This is a genomic window from Saccharothrix isguenensis (assembly GCF_052936305.1).
In genome coordinates this window covers 3919640-3941914 of record NZ_CP193626.1, presented here as the reverse complement: position 1 = coordinate 3941914, position 22275 = coordinate 3919640, and the positions used below count along the sequence as shown (strand labels likewise).

Sequence of the window (22275 nt, the reverse complement as noted above, 5' to 3'; positions counted from 1 at the left end):
GAGGCACACCGATGCGCCGCATTCTGATCGTCAACCGGTGGAACGACGACTTCGCCGACTACGGCGCCTACATCGACCACAGCGCTCCCACCGCCTACGTGACCACCCCGGTGCACGCCCGGATGGTCCCGCCGGGCACCGCCCACGTCGAGACCGTCGACGACCCGGACGACGTCGAGGCGATCATCGCCGCGGCCCGCCGCTGCGCCGCCGAGGTCGGACCGTTCGACGTGGTCATGGCCCTCTCGGAGTTCGACCTGCTCACCGGGGCGCGGGTCCGCGAGGCGCTGGGCGCCCCCGGCCGCGGCCTCGACGCGACCCTGCTGTTCCGCGACAAGACCAGGATGAAGCAGGCGATGCACGCGGCGGGCGTTCGCGCCCCGGCCTACCGCGCCGTGCGCACCCTCGCCGAGATCGACGCGTTCTGGGCCGAGCACCCCGGGAAGCTCGTGGTCAAACCCCGCGCCGCAGCCGCCTCCGAGGGCGTGTTCGTGTTCGACACCGGCGATGACCACGCCGCCGCGCTGGCCGGCGTCGACCTCACCGACTACGAGGCCGAGGAGTTCCTCGAAGGCCCGATCTGGCACGTCGACGGCCTGGTGCAGCGCGGGAAACCCGTCTTCCACACCACTTCCCGCTACATCGGCACCTGCCACGGCTTCTCCCTCGGCCGTCCGCTCGGCTCCGTCGTGCAGACCGGCGAGCAGGCGGCGCGGGTCGCGGACTTCGCCTTCGGCTGCTTGTCGGTGCTCGGCCTCGACGACGGCGCGTTCCACCTCGAGGTCATCGAGCAGCCCGATGGGCCGGCCTTCCTCGAGGTCGGCGCCCGCGTCGGCGGTGGCGAGATCCCGTTCGTCTCCCGCGACGTCTACGGCGTCGACCTCATCGGCGACTGGATCCGGGTCGAGTTGGGCGAACCGCCGCGCACCCTGCCCGCGTCGGAACCCACCGAGATCGCCGGATTCCTCATGTTGCCCGAGCCGGTCGGCAGCAGGCTGGTGTCGCGCGAGTCCATGGTCGGCGGCGTTCGCGGCCTCTACGCCGAGGACCTGCCCGAACCGGGGCACGTGTTCGACGGGAAGGGCGGCTACGAAACCATCCTGGCCCGGTTCCGCTTCCGCGGCCCCACGTCCCAGGCCGTCACCGAGTCGATCACTGCTACCCTCGCGCGTTTTCACTACACGCTCGAAAGGCCGGTATGAGCACCAAACTCGGCGTCAACGGGGCAGGTGCCATCGCCGTCGCGGCCATGGTTTGCGTGCAGTCCGGCGCCGCGGTGTCCACCTGGCTGTTCGACACCGCCGGTCCCATGGGGACCGCCTGGCTGCGGCTGTGCTTCGGCGCGCTGTTCCTGCTCGTCTGGGCCCGCCCGCGGTTGCGGGGGCGCACCGCGGGCGACTACGGCGTCGCACTGGGCCTCGGCCTCGTCAGCGCGGGTATGACGATCTGCTACTTCCAGGCCATCGACCGGATCCCGCTGGGCACCGCCAGCGCCTTGGAGTACCTGGGGCCGTTGGTGGTGGCCTTCATCGGCCTGCGCAAGTGGGTCGACGTGCTGTGGCCGGTGCTCGCCGCCGCGGGGGTGCTGGTCCTGACCAACCCGTGGTCGGCCTCGGCCGACCTCGTCGGCATCGCGTTCGGTCTGGGCGCGGGCGCCTGCCTCGGCCTCTACGTGGTGCTCATCCAGAAAGTCGGCGACCGGTTCAGCGGCATGGACGGCCTCGCCTTCGCGGTGACCGCGGCGGCGGTGTGCTCCGGATTCGCCGGCGCCCCTCAGGCGCTGCCCGCGCTCACCCCCGGCGTCATCGCGGGTGCCGCGCTGGTTGCCCTGCTGCTGCCGGTCATACCGTACGCCCTGGAGATGGTGGCGCTGCGCCGGCTGACCGCATCCTCTTTCGCCACGCTGATGAGCATCGAACCGGCCATCGCCACGGTCATCGGATTCGTGCTGCTGTCGCAGGCCCCGCAGTTCACCCAGCTGCTCGGCATCGCCCTGGTGATCACCGCGGGCATCGCCGCCACCCGCCGCGGCAGCCGCTCCGAGGCCCTCGCCCCGGAGTCCGAACTGCTCGAACCCAACGCCAAGACCTGACCCGAGGGGTGCCGGAATCCCGGCCGGGCACGATCGGTCCCGGGCAGGAGGAGCGGCGAGCCTGCGGGTCATGGTGATACCGGCAGCGATGACGCCCGGGGTGAGCGCCTGGGGGCCTATGACCCCTCAGCCACCTTCAGAAGCGCCTCGAACGGCACCAAGCACAGCGATAGCGTCGAACAGCACACCACAAGTCGCATTCAGCCCAGCCTGAAGAGACGGCCAAGGCGGCTTGGACCATGACCTGGCCTGCGAGAACGTGGAACCCTCCGGCTCTCGGAGACCTCGCGGCCGGGGCTGGGCGTCACGTCGATCACCTGGAGCGGTGGGTTGCCCATCGAAGCGAGCATCTTGCCGATCAAGTCATGTATCTGATAGATATATCTGACAGAGAGGAGTGCGATGGCGAGAGCAAGTCAGACCGAGATCGCCGTGTTGGGCGGGTTGAGCATCCAGCCGATGACGGGATACGCGCTGAGGGAAGCGATCCGGGACGTGTTGGGACATTTCTGGAGCGAGAGCTACGGCCAGATCTATCCCACCTTGGCCAACCTCGAACAACAGGGGTTCGTGCGCCGACAGGACGCGGCCCGGGCCCGTGCGTCGACGTTCGCGACCACACCGGCGGGAATCCGCCACCTGGAGGAGTTGCTGGCGCAGCCGGTGCAGGCCACACCGCCACGCAACGGACTGTTGCTACGACTGTACTTCGGCCGTCATCTCGGCCCTGCCGCTTGCCGAACGCTGGTCCAGTCGACGTTGACCGAAGCACAGGACGCGCTGGAGCGGTACGCGCGGATCCGCGCGGAGATCGAGGGCCAGGACAGCGAGGACCGCGACTACTGGTTGCTCACCGTCTCCGCAGGAGAACACTCCGCCCGTGCCGCGCAGGCATGGGCCGACGAAGCACTGTCCACCCTCGCCGAACTCGACGACACCGCCGGAACACGACCAGGGAGAACCTCATGACGACAACTTCCACTCACCGGCTGAGACATGCCGCCGCCGTTGCCGGAACAGGGTTCGTGCTGGTGTCGGCGTTCCAGGCGCTGTTGGCTGCCGGAGTCCCGTTGGGCCGGGCAGCGTTCGGTGGCGCGTCGGCCGAACTGCCCGACACCCTGCGGATCGCCAGCGGGGTCGCCACCGCGTTCTGGCTGGTGGCCGCAGCGGTGGTGCTGCGTCGAGGTGGCTACCGCGTGCGGTGGATCCCGGAGCGAATCGCCAAGGTGGGCACGTGGGCATTGGTCGGGCTGCTCACCGCGGGAATGCTGATGAACCTGGCCTCGTCGAGCCCGTGGGAACGTTTCGGCTGGGCGCCGATCATCGCGGTACTGGGCGCACTGTGCCTGACCGTCGCACGTGGGCAACGCCGAGCCGCCCACTGACGGTCAGCGCGCTTTCCAGCACCGAGTGGGCATCGGACACGGCTGCCTCGCTGTCCGCCAGCCGGTTCCGGACGATGCGATCGACCACTGTCGACGCCGACACGGTCGCGGAGGTGGTGACCTGCGAACCGGTGCGCCGCGCGTCGTCGAGCCGGATCCACTCGCGCAGCTCTCGTGGTTGCTTTGTGCCAAGGTCAACGGAGGTCGGTCGAACGGTCGCGACCGGCGTCACGCTCGGTGGGCACAACGGACGGCCGGGAACGCTCGGTGGGCTCGGGCAGGCGCTTGGGCAGGACCGACCGTGCCAGCGCCACCCCTGCCAGCACCACGGCCATCCCCACCACGATCCGCACGGTCAGCGGCTCGTCGAGCACGATCGCGCCCAGTGCGACGGAGACGACGGGCAGCAGGAAGCCGACGGTGGCGGCGCTGGTCGCGCCTTCGTCCTCGATGATCCGGTAGTTGAGGTAGAAGGTGACGCCGGTGCCGAAGATGCCGAGCACGACCACGGCGGCGATCGCGGTGGCGTTGGGGGTGGTCGGGGCACCGTCGAACGGGACCATGACGGCGCTGAGGCCCGTGGCGGCGGTCAACTGGGCGGCGGACACCGCGATCGGGCCGCCCTTGCCGGCGAGGTTGCGTCCCATGTAGGCGAACGCGACCGCGTAACTCGCCGCCGCGCCTAGGAGCGCCAGCGCGCCGACGCCGGCCGGCCCTTCCTGCTGCCACGGGGCGAAGATCAGCACGACGCCGGCGAAGCCGAGGACCAGCCCGGCCACGCGGACCGGCGTCAGGCCGCGTTCGCTGCCGATCATGAGCCCGATGAGCACGGCGAACAGCGGGGTGGTCGCGTTGAGGACGCCCGCGACGCCGGAGTCGACGGTCTGCTCGCCGATGCCGAACAGGAGGAACGGCAGGGCGTTGCAGAAGAACGCGGCGATCGCCAGGTGCCCCCACAGCTCGCGCGGCAGCCGCTGACCGCCGGCACGGGCCAGCACCAGCAGCACGCCCGCACCGAGCGCACACCGGATCACCGTGATCTGCACCGGCGACAGCCCGGTCAGGGCCAGTTTGATCCACAGGAAGCCCGACCCCCACAGCAGGGCCAGCACTCCCATCCGCAACATGCCTCGTCCGGTCACGGGACCACCGTCCCCCACGACCGGCTTCAATAAAAGTGAAACCTACTCACCTAGCGTTAAGCCGTGCTTAAACGTCCACCGCGTACTTCCCGGTGCCCGACCGCGCGACTCGCGGTGCCGGAGTGGAGGACTCGCGAGGTGGGAGCGCTCTCACCTCACCCCCGCGAGTCGCGCGGTCGGGCACCGCGAGCTGTCCGGTCGGGTCAGCGCGTGTGGACCATCAGGGTGTCGACGCCGTGGACGATCGACGCGGTGCGGAACCCCGGGCTGTCCGTGGCCATCCGCAGGTTCGGGAAGCGGCGGAGCAGTGCCGGGTAGGCGGCGCGCAGCTCCATCCGGGCCAGCTCCGCGCCGACGCACCGGTGCGCGCCGTGGCCGAACGCCAGGTGCGCGGACGCCGGTCGACCGGCGTCGAAGTCGGACGCCTCCTCGCGGTTGGCCGCCGTCAGCGACACCACGACCACGTCGCCTTCCTCGATCTGCTGCTCGCCGACCCGCAGGGTGTGCCGGGCGAACCGAGGGAACGCCACCTGCACCACGCTCAGGTGCCGCAGCAGCTCCTCGACCAGCGGCCCGGTGGCCGCGTCGTCGTCACGCATCGCCTTCCGCGCGTCGTCGTCGGTCATCAGCACGATGGCGCCCAACGCGAGCATCGACGCCGTCGTGTCGAAGCCGCCCGTCAGCACGCCGTCCGCCAGACCGGCCAACTCGACGTCGCTCACGTCGTCACCGTGCTGCCGGATGATCGCCCCGATCAGGCCGTCCCCCGGCGACCGGCGCTCACGGCGGACGATCTCCTCCATGTACGACAGCGACTCCGAGATGGCGCCCAACGCCTGCCCCGCGCCGCCGAACAGGTCGAACCTGGCCGCCGCCAGCTCCTGGAACCGGTCACGGTCCTCGTAGGGCACACCCAGCAGCTCGCAGATCGTCAGCGACGGGATCGGCAGCGCGAACTCCTGCACGAGGTCCACCGGCCCGTCGGCGGCCTCCATCGCGTCCAGCCGCTCGGTGACGATCGCGTCGATCCGCGGCACGAGCCGGGACAGCCGACGCATGGTGAACTCCGGCGTGAGCAGCTTGCGCAGCCGGGTGTGGTCGGGTGGGTCGGCGAACCCGAGGCCTCCGGGCGACTGCTCGATGCGGACCGCCGCACCCAGCCGGGCGTAGTCGTTACTGAACGCCCCTGTGTCGGAAAGCACCTTCTTGGCTTCTTCCTGACCAGTGACCAACCACACCCGCAAGCCGAACGGCACCGGGATCCGGTGCACCGCGCCGGCCTCCCGCATCCGCTCCAACTCGGCGACCGGAACCACGCCGTCCCGCTTCAACGGGACGAGCGCACGGTCCGGGAGCAGCGACAACGCCCTCGAACCGATCTTGCCCACTACCCACCGCGTCGCCGAACGCCGTGCGACCCACGCCACCAATCCGTCGCGCACGGACGCCAGAGTCGTCATCCCACACCCCTCTTCCCCAGGTTGACCTGAGCGACGGTAACCGTACGTAGGGGTGAGCAGCATCGCGCCACAGGCCGATTGACAGGAGATTGTAGGTGTCGGACGATCGGCAATCGCGCGCGAACGGGGGAAGCCGGTCGAAATCCGGCGCTGACCCGCAACGGTAGGTCCCAACCGGGACGAGCCCGAACACCCGCCGCGCGTGCACGCTCCTGACACCGTCGAGGTCAACGGGTCGGAGCCCGGGGGAAGTCGATCACGTCCGGCCGGGGTCCGCTCACGCCTTGCGCCCGGAAAGGCCGAACATGTCGTTGAGACGGACCTCCGCCGTCATCGCCACCGCCGCTGTCGCCGCTCTCGCCCTGGTGCCACCCGCCCAAGGTCTGCCCGACACCCCGGTGACGACGGACGCGAGCGAGGCCGCCGCCGGGTGGCTCGCCCGGCAGCTGATCGACGGCGACCACTTCGCGTTCCCCGGCACCACCATCGGCGACCAGGGCGCGACGTTGGACGGCGTGTTCGCGCTCGCGGCGGCCGGTGTGGCGTCGGACAGCGCGGACAAGGCGATGGCGTGGCTCGCCAAGCCCGAGGTCGTCCTGGACTACCTGCACCTGGGCGACCCCGCCGAGTCGATCGCCGGCTCGCACGCCAAGCTGGCGCTGGCCGTCCAGGTGCGCGGCGAAGACCCGACGAAGTTCGCCGGCGTCGACCTGATCGCGGGCCTCACCGCGTTGCAGGCCCCGTCCGGCCGGTTCGTCAACAAGTCGAAGTACCCGGACTTCTCCAACGGGTTCAGCCAGGCGTTCGCGGTGCTGGCGCTGGAGCGGTGGGAGGGTGCGCCGGAGGCAGCGGTCGGCTACCTCGTCGGCCAGCAGTGCGAGGAAGGAGGCTTCCCGCTGCTCCTGGAGGAGGCGCGGTGCGCGCCGCACGCGGACGCCACCGCGATGGCCGTGCAGGCGTTGCTCGCGCTCGACCGGACCGACGTGGCGGAAGGCCGGGTCGACGTGGCGGGTTCGGTCGCCGAGGCGCTCCAGTGGCTCACCGCCAACCAGCAGCCCGGGGGCGGTTTCCTCGACGACAAGGCGACCGGCGAGGGGAACGCGAACAGCACCGGTCTGGCGGCGCAGGCCCTGCGCGCGGCGGGCCGGACGGCCGAAGCGGACAAGGCGACGGCGTTCCTGACGTCGTTGCAGGTGGGCTGCACGGCCGCCGACGCGGAACGGGGCGCGATCGCGCTCGACAAGTCCGGTTTCGCTCGGGACACGGCGCAGCGCGCGAGCGCCCAGGGCATCCTCGGGCTGGTCGGTGTGAGCTTCGCGGACCTGACGGCGGAGGGCGGCACGGCCGGTGCGCCAGTGCTCGACTGCCCTGCCACCACTACGACGCCCACGTCGTCCACCACGGACACGACGACGACCACGACGAGCGCCACCGCTGTGGAGCCTACGACGACCGCTACGGAGGTCACGGCCACCAGTACGACGACTGTGGCGGCTGTGGCGGACCGCCCGGGCGACCTGGCCCGGACCGGCGCGGTGGTCGGGCCGATGCTGTGGATCGGCGTGTTGATGCTGGTCGGCGGTGTGCTGGCGGTCGTGCTGGCGCGCAAGCGGTATGCGGGCGAACGGCAGTGACGGCAAGGACCGCAGGAACCGCGGTGACGGCGCGCGACGGCGAGGGCTGGGCGTGCGGTCCCGGTCAGGCCCCCGCCACCGCGCCGTGACGGGCTGGTGGCGGCGCGTCCTCGCGGCGTCGGCCGTCGTCGGGTTCACCATCACCGGTGCGCCGCCCACCGCTCAGGCGGCGGACTGCGCGGGGGTGACGGTGGTCGTGGACTTCCGGTCGCTGGGCGGTGGTGTGCGGACGGGCTGCGCCGCCGGCGATCCGTCGTCGGGGACGGCCGCGCTCACCGCCGCCGGTTTCGGCTACACGTTCGCGGCCCGGCATCCGGGGTTCGTGTGCCGGATCAACGACCAGCCGGGCAGCGACCCGTGCATGTACACGTCACCACCGGACGCGCACTGGTCGTACTGGCACGGGCAGCCCGGCGGGTCGTGGGTCTACAGCAGCACCAGCGCGAGCGCGTACGACCCGGCGCCGGGGAGCGTGGAGGGCTGGTCGTTCGGTGCGGGCCAGCAGCCCGGCATCGCACCCCCGGCACCCGCGCCGAAACCCGCGCCGAAGCCGCCCCAGCCCGCACCGCAACCTCCCCCCGCTCAGCCGGGCCAGCCCCCGCAGCCGGGACAGCCCGGACAGCCCGCACCGCAACCGGATCAGCCGGCCGAGCCGACGCAACCCGGGCAGTCCGGGCAGCCTGGCCAGTCCGGGCAGCCTGGCCAGTCCGGGCAGCCTGGCCAGTCCGGGCAGCCTGGCCAGTCCGAGCCGCAGCAGTCGGGGACGAGCACGACGGCGCAGCCGACGACGTCTTCGGGGACGACGGCCGGCAGCGGTTCGGCGACGGGTTCGACCACGCCCGCCGGTGACACGGCGGTCGCGGTGCAGCCGACGGCGGGGACGTCGTCCGGTGGCACGGTCGGCCTGGTCGTCGGGCTCGTGGTCATCGCCGCACTGGGTGGGATGGGCGTGTGGACGGCGCGGCGGCGGGCCAAGGCGGCCGAGTGAGCCTGCACCCGGGCGCGTGGTGGTTCTGGGCGCTGTGCCTCGCCGCCGTGGCCAGCCGCACGACCAACCCGGTGCTCCTCGCGCTGGTGATCGCGGTCGCCGGGTACGTGGCCGTGTCCTGCCGCGAGGACACCCCGTGGGCCGGCGCGTACGGGGTGTTCCTCAAGTTCGCCCTGGTGGTGCTCGCCATCCGGGTGGTGCTGCACGTGCTGCTCGGCGGTGTCGGCGGGCCGACCGTGTTGGTGACGTTGCCGGAGATCCCGTTGCCGGAGTGGGCCAGGGGTATCAGGCTGGGTGGCCCGGTCAGCGCCGAGGGCCTGGCTTTCGCGCTGTACCAAGGACTCCAGCTGGCGGCGTTGCTGTGCTGCGTGGGCGCGGCGAACGCGCTGGCCAACGCCAAGCGGCTGCTGCGGTCGTTGCCGGCCGCGCTGTACGAGGTGAGCGTGGCGGTGGTGGTGGCGTTGACGGTCGCGCCGCAGTTGGTGGCGAGCGCGCGGTCGGTGCGGCGGGCGCGGGCCTTGCGTGGTGACGCGGTGCGCGGGGTGAAGGCGGTGCGGGTGCTGATGGTGCCGGTGTTGGAGGACGCGTTCGAGCGTTCCCTGGTGCTGGCCGCGGCGATGGACTCGCGCGGGTACGGCCGCACGGCGGGGTTGCCGAGGAAGGCCCGGGTGGTGACGGGCGTGCTGGTGCTGGGTGGGTTGATGGGCCTGTGCGTCGGCGCGTACGGGCTGCTCGGCGGCAGCACACCGGCCTTCGTCGGCGCGCCGATGCTGGCGGTGGGGTCGGTGCTCGCGATCGCGGGCCTGTGGACCGGGTCACGCCGGGTGCGGCGCAGCCGGTACCGGCCGGACACCTGGGGTCCGCGCGAGCTGTCGATCATGGCGTCCGGGCTGGTGGCGGCATTGGCGACCTACCTGGCGCCGGCCGGCTTGGGTGGCGCGGAGCTGACGCCGGGCACGGTGCCGTTCACCGTGCCCCCACTGCCGTTGCTGCCCGCGATCGGCCTGCTGTGCGCGCTCGCCCCCGTCATGATCGCGAGCAGGAAGAGGGTGACCACGTGATCCGGTTCGAGAACGTCTCGGTCGCCTACCGCGACGCCGCAGCGCCGACGTTGACGGCGGTGGACCTGCACGTGCCGGAGGGTGAGTTCTGCCTGCTGGTCGGGCGCACCGGCTCGGGCAAGTCGACGTTGCTGCGCGCGGTCAACGGGCTGGTCCCCCACTTCACCGGCGGCACCCTCACGGGCAGGGTGCTCGTCGCCGGGCGTGACACCCGCACGCACCCGCCGCGTGAACTGGCCGACGTGGTCGGCATGGTGGCGCAGGACCCGCAGGCCGGCTTCGTCACGGACTCGGTCGAGGAGGAGCTGGCGTACTCGATGGAGTCGCTGGCGTTGCCGAACCCGGTGATGCGCAAGCGGGTCGAGGAGACGCTGGACCTGCTCGGCCTGGCGGAGTTGCGGCACCGACCGCTGGCGACGTTGTCCGGTGGGCAGCAGCAACGCGTGGCCGTGGGCGCGGCGCTCACCGCCCACCCGAAGGTGTTGGTGCTGGACGAGCCGACGTCGGCGCTGGACCCCGGTGCGGCGGAGGACGTGCTGGCCGCGCTGCACCGGCTGGTGCACGACCTGGGCATGACGGTGCTGATCGCCGAGCACCGGCTGGAACGCGTCGCGCAGTACGCGGACCGCGTGGTGTGGCTGCCCGGCGGCGGGCTGCCGCCGGTCGCGGGCGAGCCCGGCCCGGTGTTGGCGGACGCGCCGGTCGCGCCGCCGGTGGTGCGGCTGGGCCAGCTGGCCGGGTGGGAGCCGGTGCCGGTGTCCATCCGGGACGCGCGGCGGCTGGCCGGGCCGTTGCGCGACCGGCTCGCCGGACCGCCCGCCGTCTCCGCCCCCGGGACCGGGAACCTGGTGCGGGCGAAGGACGTGCGGGTCCGCTACTCCGCCGTGGACGCTTTGCGCGGTGTGTCGCTGAACGTCGGGGCGGGTGAGCGGGTGGCGGTGATGGGCCGCAACGGGTCGGGCAAGTCGAGCCTGCTGTGGGCGGTGCAGGGCACCGGCAAGCGGTCCGGTGGCGAGGTCGCGGTGGACGGTGTCGACCCGGCGTCGTTGAAGCCGGGTCCGCGGCGCGAGGCGGTCGGTCTGGTGCCGCAGCAGCCCGCCGACCTGCTGTACCTCCACACGGTCGGCGGCGAGTGCGCGCAGGCCGACCGCGACTCGGGCAAGCCCGCCGGCACGTGCCGCGAGTTCCTGGACCGGTTCGCGCCGGGCGTCCCGGACGACCGGCACCCGCGCGACCTGTCCGAGGGGCAGCGGCTGGCGCTGGTGCTGGCCGTCGCCCTCACGCCGTCGCCGCGCGCCGTGCTGCTGGACGAGCCGACCCGGGGGCTGGACTACCCGGCGAAGACCCGGCTGGCCGGCGCGCTGCGCGACCTCGCCGACGACGGGCACGCGATCGTGCTGGCCACGCACGACGTGGAGTTCGTCGCCGAGTACGCCAGCCGCGTGGTGGTGCTGGCCGACGGCGAGGTGGTGGCAGACGGCCCGACCGCCGAGGTCGTCACCGCGTCACCGGTGTTCTCGCCGCAGGTGGCCAAGGTCCTCGCACCACAGCCGTGGCTGACCGTGGCGGACGTGCGCGCGGCGCTGGCGGCGCCGTGAACGCCCCGATCCGCATCCGGCCCCGTGCCACGCTCGCCCTCGGCGTGGCGGCGGCGATCACGGTGGTGGCGTTCGGCTGGCCGCTGCTGGTCTCCGCCGACGCGGACATCGCCCGGGGCACGACGGCGCCGTGGACGTTCGCGCTGCTCCTGCCGCTCGTGCTGGCCGTCGTGCTGGCCGAGGTCAGCGAGGGCGGCCTGGACGCGAAAGCCGTGGCGATGCTGGGCGTCCTGTCCGCGCTGGGTGCGGCGATCCGGCCGCTCGGCGCGGGCACGGCGGGCATCGAGACGGTGTTCTTCCTGCTGGTCCTGGGCGGACGGGTGTTCGGACCCGGTTTCGGGTTCGTCCTCGGCAACACGATGTTGTTCACGTCGGCCCTGCTCACCGGCGGTGTCGGGCCGTGGCTGCCGTACCAGATGCTCGGCGCGGCGTGGGTCGCGTTGGGCGCGGGGCTGCTGCCGTCGTCGCGCGTGTCGTCGTTGGGGGGCAAGGCGGAGCTGGCGATGCTCGCCGCGTACGCCGCCGCCGCGTCACTCGTCTACGGGCTGCTGCTGAACCTGTCGTTCTGGCCGTTCGCGTTGGGTGCGGGCAGCACGTCCCTGTCCTACGAGCCGGGCGGCCCGATCCTGGACAACCTGGCGCGGGTGGTGGCGTTCAGCCTGGCCACGTCCCTGGGCTGGGACATCGGCCGGGCCGTCACCACCACGATCCTGGTGCTGGCGACCGGCCCGGTGCTGTTGCGCACGCTGCGCCGGGCCGCCCGCAAAGCCTCGTTCGGCGAACCGGTGTTCGAGGGCCTCAGCGCGGCAGCCGCGCCGCCACCTCCGCCGACCCGTCCAAGACCTCCGGCGTGAAGTAGCCGGTGGCGGCCTCTGCCTCGGCGTCGCCCCCGAGGAGGACTCGACCCACGACACCGTGATCCGCCGAACGAGAGGATTCGCGCGGTCAGGCTCCGCTCTTCAGGAGTTCGGCGTAGCGCTGCAGGTACAGCGGCCACCCGCCCTCGTTGTCGACGCCGGCGTGGATGCCCTGCCACCCGTCGCCGTGGCGTTCGATGTCGCGGTGTTCGAGTTCGACCCTGGTGCGTTCGGGGCCTTCGGCGATGAACCGCACGTCGACCACGCTGGTCTTGTCGTGGTCGGTTTCGACCTGCCACCGGGTGTCGAGGTCCCAGCTGAACATCACCCGGTGCGGGGGTTCGTAGGCCAGCACGCGGGCCCAACGGCATTCGGTGCCGTCGACCGCCCGGTCGATGATGTGGCCGCCGACGCGTGGTTCGAACACCGTCTCGGCGATCTCGGCGGCGAGGATGTTGTGCTCGGCCGGTTTGAAGTCGCCGAAGCGTTCGGTGAACACGGTGAAGGCCCGTTCGATCGACGCTGATACGACGATCTGCTTGTACACCCTCGCTTGTTCCGATGTCGTGCTCACGGGATCTCCTGCCTTGTCGAGTTCGACGGACTGGTGGAAGGCCGCCAGCGTGGTCGTCCAGAAACCGTCCAGTTGTGCGCGCAGGGCGGCTACACCGGCCGGGTGGACCTGGTAGATGCGCCGGTTCCCGTCCGTCCGGTCGACGACCAGTCCGGCGTCCTTGAGCACCTTGAGGTGCTGTGACACCGCTGAGCGGCTGACCGGGAACCCGGCGGCGAGCTCACCCACCGACTGCGGGCGCTCGGCGAGGCGCTCGAAGATCGTGCGACGTGTGCGATCACCGAGGACCGCCCAACCGTCCGATTCGTAAGTTTCCACTAACGGTCAGTTTCTACTTACCGAGATGGCGTGTCAAGCCCTGGGCACGCCAAGCGCGAGGCGGCCGACGATGAGCCTGCGGACACCGAATCGCGCGCGAGCAGCGCGCCGATCACGCCCCTGGGATCACCGGCGGCGGGCGGCCAGGAGCAGCGCCAACCCGAGCACCGACATGATCAGGCCCATGCCGTACGCGCTGCGGAAGCCGAGGTGCTGGGCCAGGCCCAGGAGCGGACCGGCCAGCATCCCGCTGGTCTTGGCCGTGTTGGTGTACAGCGTGGAGGCGTAGCCCGGCCGGTCCGGCGCGAGGTCCTGGAAGTACGAGATGCCGACGCCCATCACCGCCGAGATCACCACGGCGTGCAGCACCTGCGCGGCCATCACCTGCCAGGTCGCGTCGGTGACGAGCATGATCCCGTAGTACGCGAGCGCGACCGCGCCACCCGCCAGCACGAGCACCCGGTGGTTGAACCGGATCGCCAACGCGCCGAAGCCGAGCATCAGCGGGATCTCCAGCGCCGCGCACAGGCCGAGGACCAGGCCCGCGTCACCGGTCGTGCCGCCCAGGTTCTCGGTGATGAACAACGGCATCGCGGCCACGCCGAGCGACGTCGCGCACTGGAGGAGCACGAACGCCAGCGCCGCGAGCACGACCTCCCGCCGCAGGCCGGACTGCCGTTCCACGCCGTGCGCCGGAGCGGGGGACGGTCCCAACTCGGGCAGCCAGGCCAAGGTCACCACCACTGCCAGCACGTACACCGCGGCGCTGGCCGCGAAGAGGCCGGTGAACCCGCCTCCGACGATGAGCAGCGCGCCCAACGGCGGCCCGACGACCCAGGCCATCGAGAACGTCATCCGCAGGCCGCTCATCGCCAACGGGGCCTTGGCCGAGCGGCTGCGTTCCAGCAACTGCCGCGCGTAGGCGAACATCTGCGGCATCTGGGAGGACGCCACCGCGTTCAGCGTGACCGCCACGGCGAGCAGCAGCCAGTAGTCACGCAGGACCGCGAACAGCGCCCACGCCGCCGCTCCCGTCGCGCCCGCCACCACCAGCAGCGCGCGCCGGATGGCCCGGGAATCGGACAGCCGTCCGATCAGCGTGCTGACCACCATCGACATCAGGGCGCTGACCAGTAGGAACGCCCCGACGGCGACCGGACCGGTGCCGACTTCCTTGATCAGGAACAGGGACATGAACGGGACTGCCAACGCGTACCCGACGCCCGTCAGCAGGCTCATCGACACCAACGGGATGAAGGGTCGTGAGCGGGCGGGGGCAGGCGTTCCGGTCAGTGGCACACCGACGATCCTCGCCGCCCGGGCGGGCGGCGAGGAAGCCGATTTCCAGTATCCGGACCGTGTGAGAGCGCTATCACACGGTCGCGCGCGCCACGAGCACCGCCATGTCCAGCGGCAGCTCGCGGATGTCCTCCAAAGTGAAACCGTTGGCGGACAACAACTCGCGGAACTCCGCCGTCGTGCGCTCACGACCCTGCACGGTGTTCGCCATCATGTGGACGCTGAACGCCAGCGGCAGCAACGCGGGCCGCCCGTCCTGGATGGGCCGCTCGACCAGCGCCAGCGTCGCGCCCTCCGCCATCGCCGCACGCAGGTTGCGCAGGATCACCGAGCACCGCTCGTCGTCCCAGTCGTGCAGGATCCGCGACAGCAGGTAGACGTCACCGCCCGACGGCACCGGGTCGTGGAAGAAGTCGCCCGCGACCACCGTCGCCCGTTCCCCGTGCCCGGCCAGCACGTCGGCGGCGGCATCGGCGACGTGCGGCCGGTCGAACAGGACACCGCGCAGTCCGGGCGACGCGTCCAGCACCAGGCCGAGCAGCCGACCGTCACCGCCCGCGACGTCGACCACGGTGCCGGTGGCCGGCAGGTCCAGCAGGCCGGGCACCAGCTCCAGGAACGCCGTGCCCGCCGCCATCGCGCCCTCGAACAGCCGCGCGTCGGCCGGGTGCCCGGCGAAGTGCTCGAACGGCTGCACGCCGTACACGTGGCTGAACGCGCTGGCGCCCGTGCGGACGGTGTGCCCCAGCGCGCCGAACGACCGGTAGAACAGGCCGCCGTAGATGCGGGCCAGGTCCCGCTGCGACCCCACCGTGTCGCTCTTCAACATCACGCCGGCGTCGGTCAACGACCACTCGTCGCCGTCGCGGTGGAACACCCCGAGCGCCGCCAGGTACGCCAGCAGTCGGCGGAGGTTGTCCTCCCGGGCACCGGTGCGCTCGGCCAGGTCGGCGGTGTCGCGCGGACCGTCGGCCAACAGGTCGGCCACGCCCAACTCGGCCGCCACCGCCACCGCGCTGGTCCGCCACGCGCCGGTCATCAGGTCGAGCATCGCGCGGCGCGCCCGGTCCGGCGGCCCGACGTGGCGCGCCAGCAGGCCGTGGTGGTGGCCGGGTGACCTCAGTTCCATCCGGACGGCGCCGCGGAAGTACAGCACCGTCGTGTCCTCGTGCTCGTTGTAGCCGCCGCCGTCCGCGGTGAGGCCCGCGTCGAGCAGCATCCCGCACAGGCCGCGCAGCAGCACCTCGTCGTCGCTCGTGGCGCGGAACGCCAGGTGCGACTCGGCCTCGCGGTCCGCGTCGGACAACGCGGATCCACCGGCCACGACGAACAACTCCAGCTCACCCGGGCCGTCGGCGACCTGGCCGCGCACGATCCGCACGTCGAGGTCCTGCCCGGTCCTGCGCCGGAGCCGGTCCCGCACCACGACGCTCGGGCCCGGTTCCCGTGCGGCCACACCGAGATCGGCCAGTGCGCCGACCAGGTCCGACACGTCGATCACGTCCGGGCCGCCGTCCACCGCCACGAGAACCGCGGCGTGCAGGAATTCCAGGTGGGGTAAGACCGGGTCAGGCGCGTCGGAGCCCAGTACGGCCGCCAACGCGTCCGCGGTGCTCGTGTCCCGGATGAAGCTCACGGATTCCGCCACTCGGCGGAGGTCTCTTTCCTCCAACGCGCCGGGCGCGCCGGTGACCGTCACGGACATTGCTCGTCTCCCCATTGAGGATGGCGCGTCCCCGCCCGTCCGGACGGGGACACGGCGAACGCGTGTGACCCCGGGCACAGGCTAGGAGGTTTCGAGTTCGGGGTGAAGCTCGATGTCGCACCAGCGCACGAGTCCGGCGATGCGCGGCTGCCCGTCGTGCCGCCAGACGATGGACGCCTTGGTCATCGAGCCGGGCGCGCACACCCTGCTCGCGCCGAGCGTGGCGAGCCGGTGGGCGGTGCGCCGGAACTCCTCGCCGACCGCGCCGAGGCCGACGTTCTGGAGGTGCTCGGCGTACGGGCGCATCAGCTCCACCGCCGCGTCGACGTCCGGCACGGAGACGATCCGCGCGACCCGGTTGCCCGCGCCGCTGAGGGGCATCAGCGCGTCGTCCAGCACGACCGTCCACTCCAGGCCGTCCGGCGCCCAGACCTCGCTGCGGTCCGAGCCGGCGGCCCGCCACTCGGCGACGAGCCTGCGGTGCTGGAGCACGGCGGCGTCCTGCTCGTCGATGGTGCCGGGTGGACTGTCCTGGGCCTCGCGCCGCATCGCCTCGGCCAGGTGCCGCGCGACCGCGCGGGCGTGCTGCTCGTGCACCAGGTACACCTGCGGCGACAGGCAGGCGTGCTGGTCGAAGTCGCTGCAGTCCGCGGCGATCTGCCGGGCCACCTCCGCCGGGCCGAGCCGGTCCACGTACCCCGCGTCGACGATGCCGAACGACAGCTTGTGCGAGTGCTCCTCGTAGAGCTGGTGCGGCCGGACCTTGGCGCGGATCGCCGCGCACGCCTGGTCGCCGCCGTAGGCGATCACCGCGTCGGCCTGGCCCAGCGCGGCCTCCAGCGTCTCCTCGTCCTCGCGGTCCCAGTAGGTGGCCACGACGGCGTCGGCCAGCACCGGATCCACGTCGTGCAGGGTGCGCAGGAACGCGGCGGTGAAGTGCGGCTCCCTGGCCGGGATCTTCGCGATCACCGTCGCCTTGACCAGCAGCGCCCGCACCAACGACCGGGCGGGCAGGCCCGGCACGTTGCCGGAGAACACGGCCAGCACGGTCCGCGGCCCGACCGCCGTGGTGCCGCCCTTGAACCCGTCCAGCACCTCGGGGTCGCTCAGCTCCCGGGTCAGCGCGGCGAGCAGCGACTCGGCCCGCAGGTTGCCCAGCTCGGCGTCCAACGCGCGGTCGATCGTCTCCTCCGACATGCCGGTGACCAGCGCCGCGTCCCGGACCGCGGCACGGCGGGCGGCGAAGTCCCGCTTGCCCCAGAGGTCGACGACCGCGTCGACGGCCTCCACGATCCGCCGCACGGGCAGTCGCCGCAGTGCACCGTGCGCGGCCTCCAGTCCTGCCCCGATCGCGGTCCAGTCGGCGGGCCTGACGCCGTGCCACTCGTGCGGACCCGAGCTGAGGGTGAACGGCACGCCGTCCGCCGGCGCCGCCCACTCCGGCATCCACGACACGCTCATGCGGCTCCTCCGGTCATGTCGTCAAGGGTGAGCGAGCAGCCACGGCCGGCGCCGCCCGCGACGCGGCCCGCGATCGCGACGCCCTCCGGCACGGCGATGCCGAGGTCGCCGGTGAGCAGCACGTACGGCCGGTCGAGCAGGGACAGGTCGGTGACCTCCAGCAGGCCGGCGCCCTCGGCCAGGTACTCCCGGGTGCGCGGGTCGCGGACCTTGGGACCGCCCGCCGGGTGACTGCCCTTGGGCCGTTCGCCGAGCGGACCGACCGGGGTGTCGGAGGAGTCGAACAGCTGGTTGGCCAGCTCCGTCATGCCGAAGATGTTGGCGTGCCGCTCGATGCCGAAGACCCGCTGCACGGTGGCACGCAGCTCGTCCACCCGCATGACCCGCGAGCGGCCCTTGAACCCGCCGCCGTCGTACAGCCGCGAGCCGGGCGGCAGCCGCCAGCTCTTGCCCTGGGCCTCCAGCACGTCGCAGATGTTGACGAAGGCGAACGTCGCGCCGACCAGCGCCACCGGCAGGCCTTCCGCCACCGCGGCGTCCAGCCGCCGCGCGAGCAGGTCGAAGTCGACCCCGTTCGGGCCGACGACGGCCGTGCTCAGTTCGGGATCGCCGCACGACCGGGCGACCCGCCCCATGTCGAACGCGATCGCCATCTCCGGCGCGGCCTCCTCGGACGGCACGAACGTGAGGACCACGGGCCGCACGCCGTCGTCCGGCCGCAGGTGCCGCCGGGCCTGCGCCTCGATCGCCAGCCGCTTCAGCTCCAACCCGAGCGGGGAGTACCGGACGGTGCCGCGGACGCTCCCGGTCGTGCCGCTGGTGCGGAACACCCGGACCGCCGGCGCGTCCGGGAACAGGTGCGGTCCACCGTCCTTGTACGCGGTGTCCGGCACGCCGACCCCCACGCCGACCTGCTTCCAGTACCGGGCGACGTCCGGCGAGTTCGCCATGGCCAGCTCCACCAGCTCCCCCTGGATGTCCAGCTGATCGCCGACACCCTCGGAGACCAGCTGGGCCATGCGATCGAAGAGCCGCGCGACGTGGGGATCGTCGTGGGCAACGGTCATCGATTTCCTCCTGCGGACGAGGTCGCCCCGGGCGGTCGGCGCACTCCGGCGCGGACTGCGGGATCCGTCCCCGGAACGGCGTACCGCTGACCGGGGTCTGCCGAGGCCACAGGATGACCGACGAACCGCCCAGGTAGGAATGCCGCCGGGCGTTCCGCTTCGGTAAGCGGAACGCCCCAGGGCCAGGTCGGCACCCGGTCCGCTACGGCGGGAACGACCCCGGAACGACCCCGGAACGCCGATCGCCACGCACGACCGCGTCACGGTATGACTGCGTTCCGTCACGATCCTACGCACCGTGATCACGTGACAACATGACAGGCGACGGATTCGTGACCAAAAACTTGCACGGTTTTCCGCATTATTGCGGAGAGCGTTCGGACATCCGACCATTCGTGCCGTAACAATGTCGGGTATGGGCTAACAAATACTCCGCGCAACCGATAACGCCGCTATGGACGAGGATTCCACTCCGACGGCAGGAGTCCTCGCGCCCGAACGCCGGAGCACGGCGTCCGAACGCCTGAACCGCGCCGTCGCAGACCGAGCAACCACTGGGGTGCCGGATGAACAGCCGAATGGTCGAACTCGAAGCAGTCCTGTCCCGGTCCGCGCCGGACCGGCAGGCGGCACGACGCCTCGCCGTGGACTTGGCGCGCTCGCTGGACGCGCTCAGCGCCCGCCGGGACGTGGACCGCCTGCTGCGCTGCGCCGGCGCGCTGACCCGGATCGGCTCCGCCGATGCCGCGGACGCGCTGCTGAACGCCATGCTGGCGCTGGTGGACCCGGGCCCGGAAGCGTCCCGCGTGCGCGACCAGCAGGCGCTGACATCCGTGGCGCGCGGTCGGCGGGAACCGGGCGCGATGGTGTCGCGCCAGGCGCGGCGCAGGGTGCCGGGAACCACCTTCGGCCGGGGTGCTCCCCTGCGCCAGGTGGTCGGCGACTTCCTGGACCCGGTGCCGGTGCCCGACCCGGTGGCGGTCGGTGCGGTCGCGGTGGCCGTCGAACCGGTGAGATCGACCGAGACGGGCCCGCTGGAGCTGGCGTTACAGCGCAACTCGGCGGTGCTCGGCGCGAACCACCCGCAGACCTGCGTGCTGCGGCTGAACCTGATGTGCGCGCGGTTCCGGATAGCCCGTGACCAGGGCGACGCGGAGGAGATCGCGGAGGCGCTCACGGACATGCGCGACGCGACGAACCGGGCGTTGAACTCGCTGGGCGCGTACCACCCGCGGGCGCTGGTCGCCCAGGCGAACCTGGCGTCGGCGGAGTTCGAGCTGGCCAGGATGCGCCGGTCGGTCGAACGTGCCAGGCACGTGCTGCCCAACCTGCGGTCGGCCTGCGACCGCACCGGCACCAGGCTGGGCCTGGACCACCCGCACGCGATGGTGGCCGCGTCGAACCTGGCCTCGGCCGAGCTGGAGCTGGCCCACTTCGACGGCGCCCGCGCGCAGGCTCAGCGGCTGCTGGACCTGGTGCGCGACGCGTCGATGCGGTCCATGTCGGCGCTCGGGCCGGACCACCCGGCCGCGATCGCGCTGGACGAGCAGCGGCGGGCGTGCGAGGCGCTGCTGTCCGGCGCCGGGCCTGATCCGTCGTTCGAGCGCGGGTACGCGTCGTTCGCCGACGCCGGCCGGTCGCTGGCCACGACGAAGCCGAGCGCGCCCGCCGTGCGGCAGAACGTCCCGACCGAGTGGCCGCCGGGCACGCTGCTGGCCCGGCTGCGGGACAGCAGCAGGCAGGAGCTGCTGAACCTGGGCACCGCGGTCCGCTACTCCGCCGACCGGGAGATCATCGTCCAGGGCGCCACCGACACGCACGTCCTGCTGCTGCTCGAAGGCGTGGTGAAGGTCCTGGTCAACGACACCGGCGGGGAGACCGCCGTGCTCACCGTCCGGGTCGCGGGCGACCTGATCGGCGAACTGGCGTCACTGGACCACAAGCCGCGGTCGGCGACGGTGGTGACCTGCGGTGACGTCTCCGCGAGGCTGATCACCAGCGCCGAGCTGCACGGGTTCCTGCACCGCCGCAACGACGGGTTCGTCGAGCTGATCGGGGTGATCGACGACCAGCTGCGGTGGGCCAACCGGCGGCGGCGCGACTTCCTGTCCCACAGCGCCGCCGAGCGGGTCGCGCGGGTGCTGGCCGAACTGGTCGGCGCGCACGGCCGGCAGGAGGTCGGCGGCTGGGTGCTCGGCATCCCGCTGACCAAGGTGGAGCTGGCGTCGATCGCCGGGATGAAGCCGCGCACGGCCGAGAAGGCGTTCGCCGACCTGCGCAAGGCCGGCGTGGTCGTGAGCCACCTGCGGCGGGACGTGGTCGTGCCCGACCTCGACGGGCTGCGGAGGTTCGCGCGGTTGTAGTCCGACGGGCTCGGGCCTACCCCGTGAACCAGCCGTCGACCAGGGTGTTGCGGAACTTGCCCGTGGGGTCGAGCCCGGCGCGCAGCTCGGCGAACCGCGCCCAGTTCTCGTACCGCGCGCCGGGGTCGGCCATCTCGAACAACTTGCCCCAGTGCGCACGCGGACGCCACGGGTCCAGCGCCGCCTCGACCTTGCGGAGCGCGGCCCGCACGGCCGTGTCGTCCTGCATCCAGGTGAAGTGCAGCGCGACGCTCGACCGGTCGTGCACCGGGCTGAGCCACTGGGTGTCGGCGGCGACGGTGCGGACCTCTGAGGTCAGCAGCCAGGGCGTGATGTCCGCGCCCAGCTCGTTCAGCGCGGTCAGCGCGTCGGCCGCGTGTTCCCTGGCGACGAAGTACTCGGACTGGAGTTCCCGGCCGACGCTCGGCGTGAAGTCGGCGCGGAAGTGCGGCAGCCGTTCGTGCCACGGGCCGGGCTCGCCGAGCTGGGCGGTGCAGTGCAGGGCGGGCTGGCCGGGCACGGGGTGCCGGGGCTGGGTGGCGGGTGTCGCCCCCGTCCAGGTCAGGTCGCGCGCGGGTGCGTCGGCGCGCTGCTTGACGAACACCTGGGCGACGCCCTGCCAGGTGGTGAAGGCGCTGACGCTGTAGGCACTGGCGAACACGGCGTCCACGTTCGCCACCAGGGCCTCGAACGGCATGTCCTCGTAGACCCGCTGCTCGACGTCGAACGTCGGCACCACGTCCAGCTCGACCGCCACCACCACGCCCAGCGACCCCAACGCCACCACCGCGCCGTCGAACCCGGCGTCTCCCCTGCTCAAGGTGATGACGCCACCGTCGGCGGCGACCAGGTCGAGCGAGCGGACCAGGCTCGCCAGCGACGGGATGTCGTTCCCCGAGCCGTGGGTGGCGGTCGCGCACGCGCCGATGATCGTGATGTGCGGGAGCGACGGCATGGCGGGCAGCGCCAGCCCGGCGGCGTTCAGCAACTCGGCGAGCCTGGCCAGCCGCATCCCGGCGCCCACCCGCACCGACCCGGACCCGGCCTCGAACACCTCGGGCATCCCGTCCAGGCTGATCAGCGTGCCCGCGGTGTCGGCGATCGTGCTGAACGAGTGGCCCGCGCCGACCACCCGCGCCGAGTCTGCGGCCTTGACGGCGGCCCGGACCTCCTCGACCGACGTCGGGTGCGCGGTCCGCGCGGCGGAGAAGGTGAAGTTTCCTGCCCAGTTGGTGCTCACCGGCCGGATTCTGCCTCATCGCCTCCGGCCG

General features: G+C 72.2%; 18 protein-coding genes and 1 riboswitch. Of the genes, 10 read left to right on the top strand and 8 right to left on the bottom strand.

The features are described from left to right. Positions 1 to 11 precede the first annotated feature (11 nt). The 4 genes from ACRAKI_RS17920 (at position 12) to ACRAKI_RS17905 (ending at position 3477) form a co-directional block, all read left to right on the top strand. Positions 12 to 1202 (top strand): ATP-grasp domain-containing protein, encoded by a 1191-nt coding sequence (locus ACRAKI_RS17920; RefSeq protein WP_447008243.1) that lies wholly within the window; start codon positions 12 to 14, stop codon positions 1200 to 1202. After that, on the top strand, positions 1199 to 2092 hold the full coding sequence (locus tag ACRAKI_RS17915; protein ID WP_447008242.1) for an EamA family transporter: 894 nt from the start codon (positions 1199 to 1201) through the stop codon (positions 2090 to 2092). The genes ACRAKI_RS17920 and ACRAKI_RS17915 overlap by 4 nt, the downstream gene beginning before the upstream one ends. A gap of 444 nt (positions 2093 to 2536) precedes the next feature. Beyond that, positions 2537 to 3061: a PadR family transcriptional regulator gene (locus tag ACRAKI_RS17910; RefSeq protein WP_447008241.1), complete on the top strand. Its 525-nt coding sequence runs from the start codon at positions 2537 to 2539 to the stop codon at positions 3059 to 3061. After that, positions 3058 to 3477 (top strand): hypothetical protein, encoded by a 420-nt coding sequence (locus tag ACRAKI_RS17905; protein WP_447008240.1) that lies wholly within the window; start codon positions 3058 to 3060, stop codon positions 3475 to 3477. The genes ACRAKI_RS17910 and ACRAKI_RS17905 overlap by 4 nt, the downstream gene beginning before the upstream one ends. Before the next feature lie 194 nt (positions 3478 to 3671). Here the strand turns inward: ACRAKI_RS17905 and ACRAKI_RS17900 are convergent, their stop codons facing one another. Then, the gene (locus tag ACRAKI_RS17900; protein ID WP_447008444.1) at positions 3672 to 4595 is read right to left on the bottom strand and encodes a DMT family transporter; all 924 of its coding nucleotides are present in this window, start codon (positions 4593 to 4595) and stop codon (positions 3672 to 3674) included. A 227-nt stretch (positions 4596 to 4822) separates the two neighbouring features. Continuing rightward, complete coding sequence (locus ACRAKI_RS17895; protein WP_447008239.1) at positions 4823 to 6079, bottom strand: cytochrome P450; 1257 nt, start codon at positions 6077 to 6079, stop codon at positions 4823 to 4825. 90 nt (positions 6080 to 6169) lie between these two features. After that, positions 6170 to 6294: riboswitch (cobalamin riboswitch) on the top strand. 90 nt (positions 6295 to 6384) lie between these two features. Here ACRAKI_RS17895 and ACRAKI_RS17890 point away from each other — a divergent pair. From ACRAKI_RS17890 to ACRAKI_RS17870, 5 genes are all read left to right on the top strand, one after another. Further along, positions 6385 to 7713, top strand: coding sequence for a prenyltransferase/squalene oxidase repeat-containing protein (locus ACRAKI_RS17890; protein ID WP_447008238.1), 1329 nt, complete (start codon positions 6385 to 6387; stop codon positions 7711 to 7713). 85 nt (positions 7714 to 7798) lie between these two features. Next, positions 7799 to 8701: a hypothetical protein gene (locus tag ACRAKI_RS17885; RefSeq protein WP_447008237.1), complete on the top strand. Its 903-nt coding sequence runs from the start codon at positions 7799 to 7801 to the stop codon at positions 8699 to 8701. Next, a complete protein-coding gene (locus ACRAKI_RS17880; protein WP_447008236.1) occupies positions 8698 to 9762 on the top strand; it encodes a CbiQ family ECF transporter T component in 1065 nt (354 codons plus the stop codon). Before ACRAKI_RS17885 ends, ACRAKI_RS17880 begins: the two co-directional genes overlap by 4 nt. Beyond that, on the top strand, positions 9759 to 11360 hold the full coding sequence (locus tag ACRAKI_RS17875; RefSeq protein ID WP_447008235.1) for an ABC transporter ATP-binding protein: 1602 nt from the start codon (positions 9759 to 9761) through the stop codon (positions 11358 to 11360). The genes ACRAKI_RS17880 and ACRAKI_RS17875 overlap by 4 nt, the downstream gene beginning before the upstream one ends. Further along, positions 11357 to 12214 (top strand): ECF transporter S component, encoded by an 858-nt coding sequence (locus tag ACRAKI_RS17870; protein ID WP_447008234.1) that lies wholly within the window; start codon positions 11357 to 11359, stop codon positions 12212 to 12214. The genes ACRAKI_RS17875 and ACRAKI_RS17870 overlap by 4 nt, the downstream gene beginning before the upstream one ends. A gap of 91 nt (positions 12215 to 12305) precedes the next feature. Here the strand turns inward: ACRAKI_RS17870 and ACRAKI_RS17865 are convergent, their stop codons facing one another. The 5 genes from ACRAKI_RS17865 to ACRAKI_RS17845 all read right to left on the bottom strand — a co-directional run bounded on the left by ACRAKI_RS17865 (position 12306) and on the right by ACRAKI_RS17845 (position 18641). After that, on the bottom strand, positions 12306 to 13109 hold the full coding sequence (locus ACRAKI_RS17865) for a metalloregulator ArsR/SmtB family transcription factor (protein WP_447008233.1): 804 nt from the start codon (positions 13107 to 13109) through the stop codon (positions 12306 to 12308). Between the two features lie 126 nt (positions 13110 to 13235). Beyond that, positions 13236 to 14348 (bottom strand): sugar efflux transporter, encoded by a 1113-nt coding sequence (locus ACRAKI_RS17860; RefSeq protein ID WP_447008232.1) that lies wholly within the window; start codon positions 14346 to 14348, stop codon positions 13236 to 13238. Positions 14349 to 14481: 133 nt separating this feature from the next. Then, positions 14482 to 16113 carry a methyltransferase gene (locus tag ACRAKI_RS17855; protein ID WP_447008231.1) on the bottom strand — a complete coding sequence of 544 codons (1632 nt, stop codon included), beginning with the start codon at positions 16111 to 16113 and terminating at the stop codon, positions 14482 to 14484. Between the two features lie 81 nt (positions 16114 to 16194). Next, a complete protein-coding gene (locus ACRAKI_RS17850) occupies positions 16195 to 17574 on the bottom strand; it encodes an acyl-CoA reductase (protein ID WP_447008230.1) in 1380 nt (459 codons plus the stop codon). Further along, positions 17571 to 18641: an acyl-CoA reductase gene (locus ACRAKI_RS17845; protein ID WP_447008229.1), complete on the bottom strand. Its 1071-nt coding sequence runs from the start codon at positions 18639 to 18641 to the stop codon at positions 17571 to 17573. The genes ACRAKI_RS17850 and ACRAKI_RS17845 overlap by 4 nt, the downstream gene beginning before the upstream one ends. Before the next feature lie 566 nt (positions 18642 to 19207). On the opposite strand from ACRAKI_RS17845, the gene ACRAKI_RS17840 reads away from it, so the two are divergent. Next, positions 19208 to 21004: a helix-turn-helix domain-containing protein gene (locus tag ACRAKI_RS17840; RefSeq protein WP_447008228.1), complete on the top strand. Its 1797-nt coding sequence runs from the start codon at positions 19208 to 19210 to the stop codon at positions 21002 to 21004. 16 nt (positions 21005 to 21020) lie between these two features. On the opposite strand, the gene ACRAKI_RS17835 is transcribed toward ACRAKI_RS17840, so the two are convergent. Beyond that, positions 21021 to 22244: an FAD-binding protein gene (locus tag ACRAKI_RS17835; protein ID WP_447008227.1), complete on the bottom strand. Its 1224-nt coding sequence runs from the start codon at positions 22242 to 22244 to the stop codon at positions 21021 to 21023. Positions 22245 to 22275: the final 31 nt, after the last annotated feature.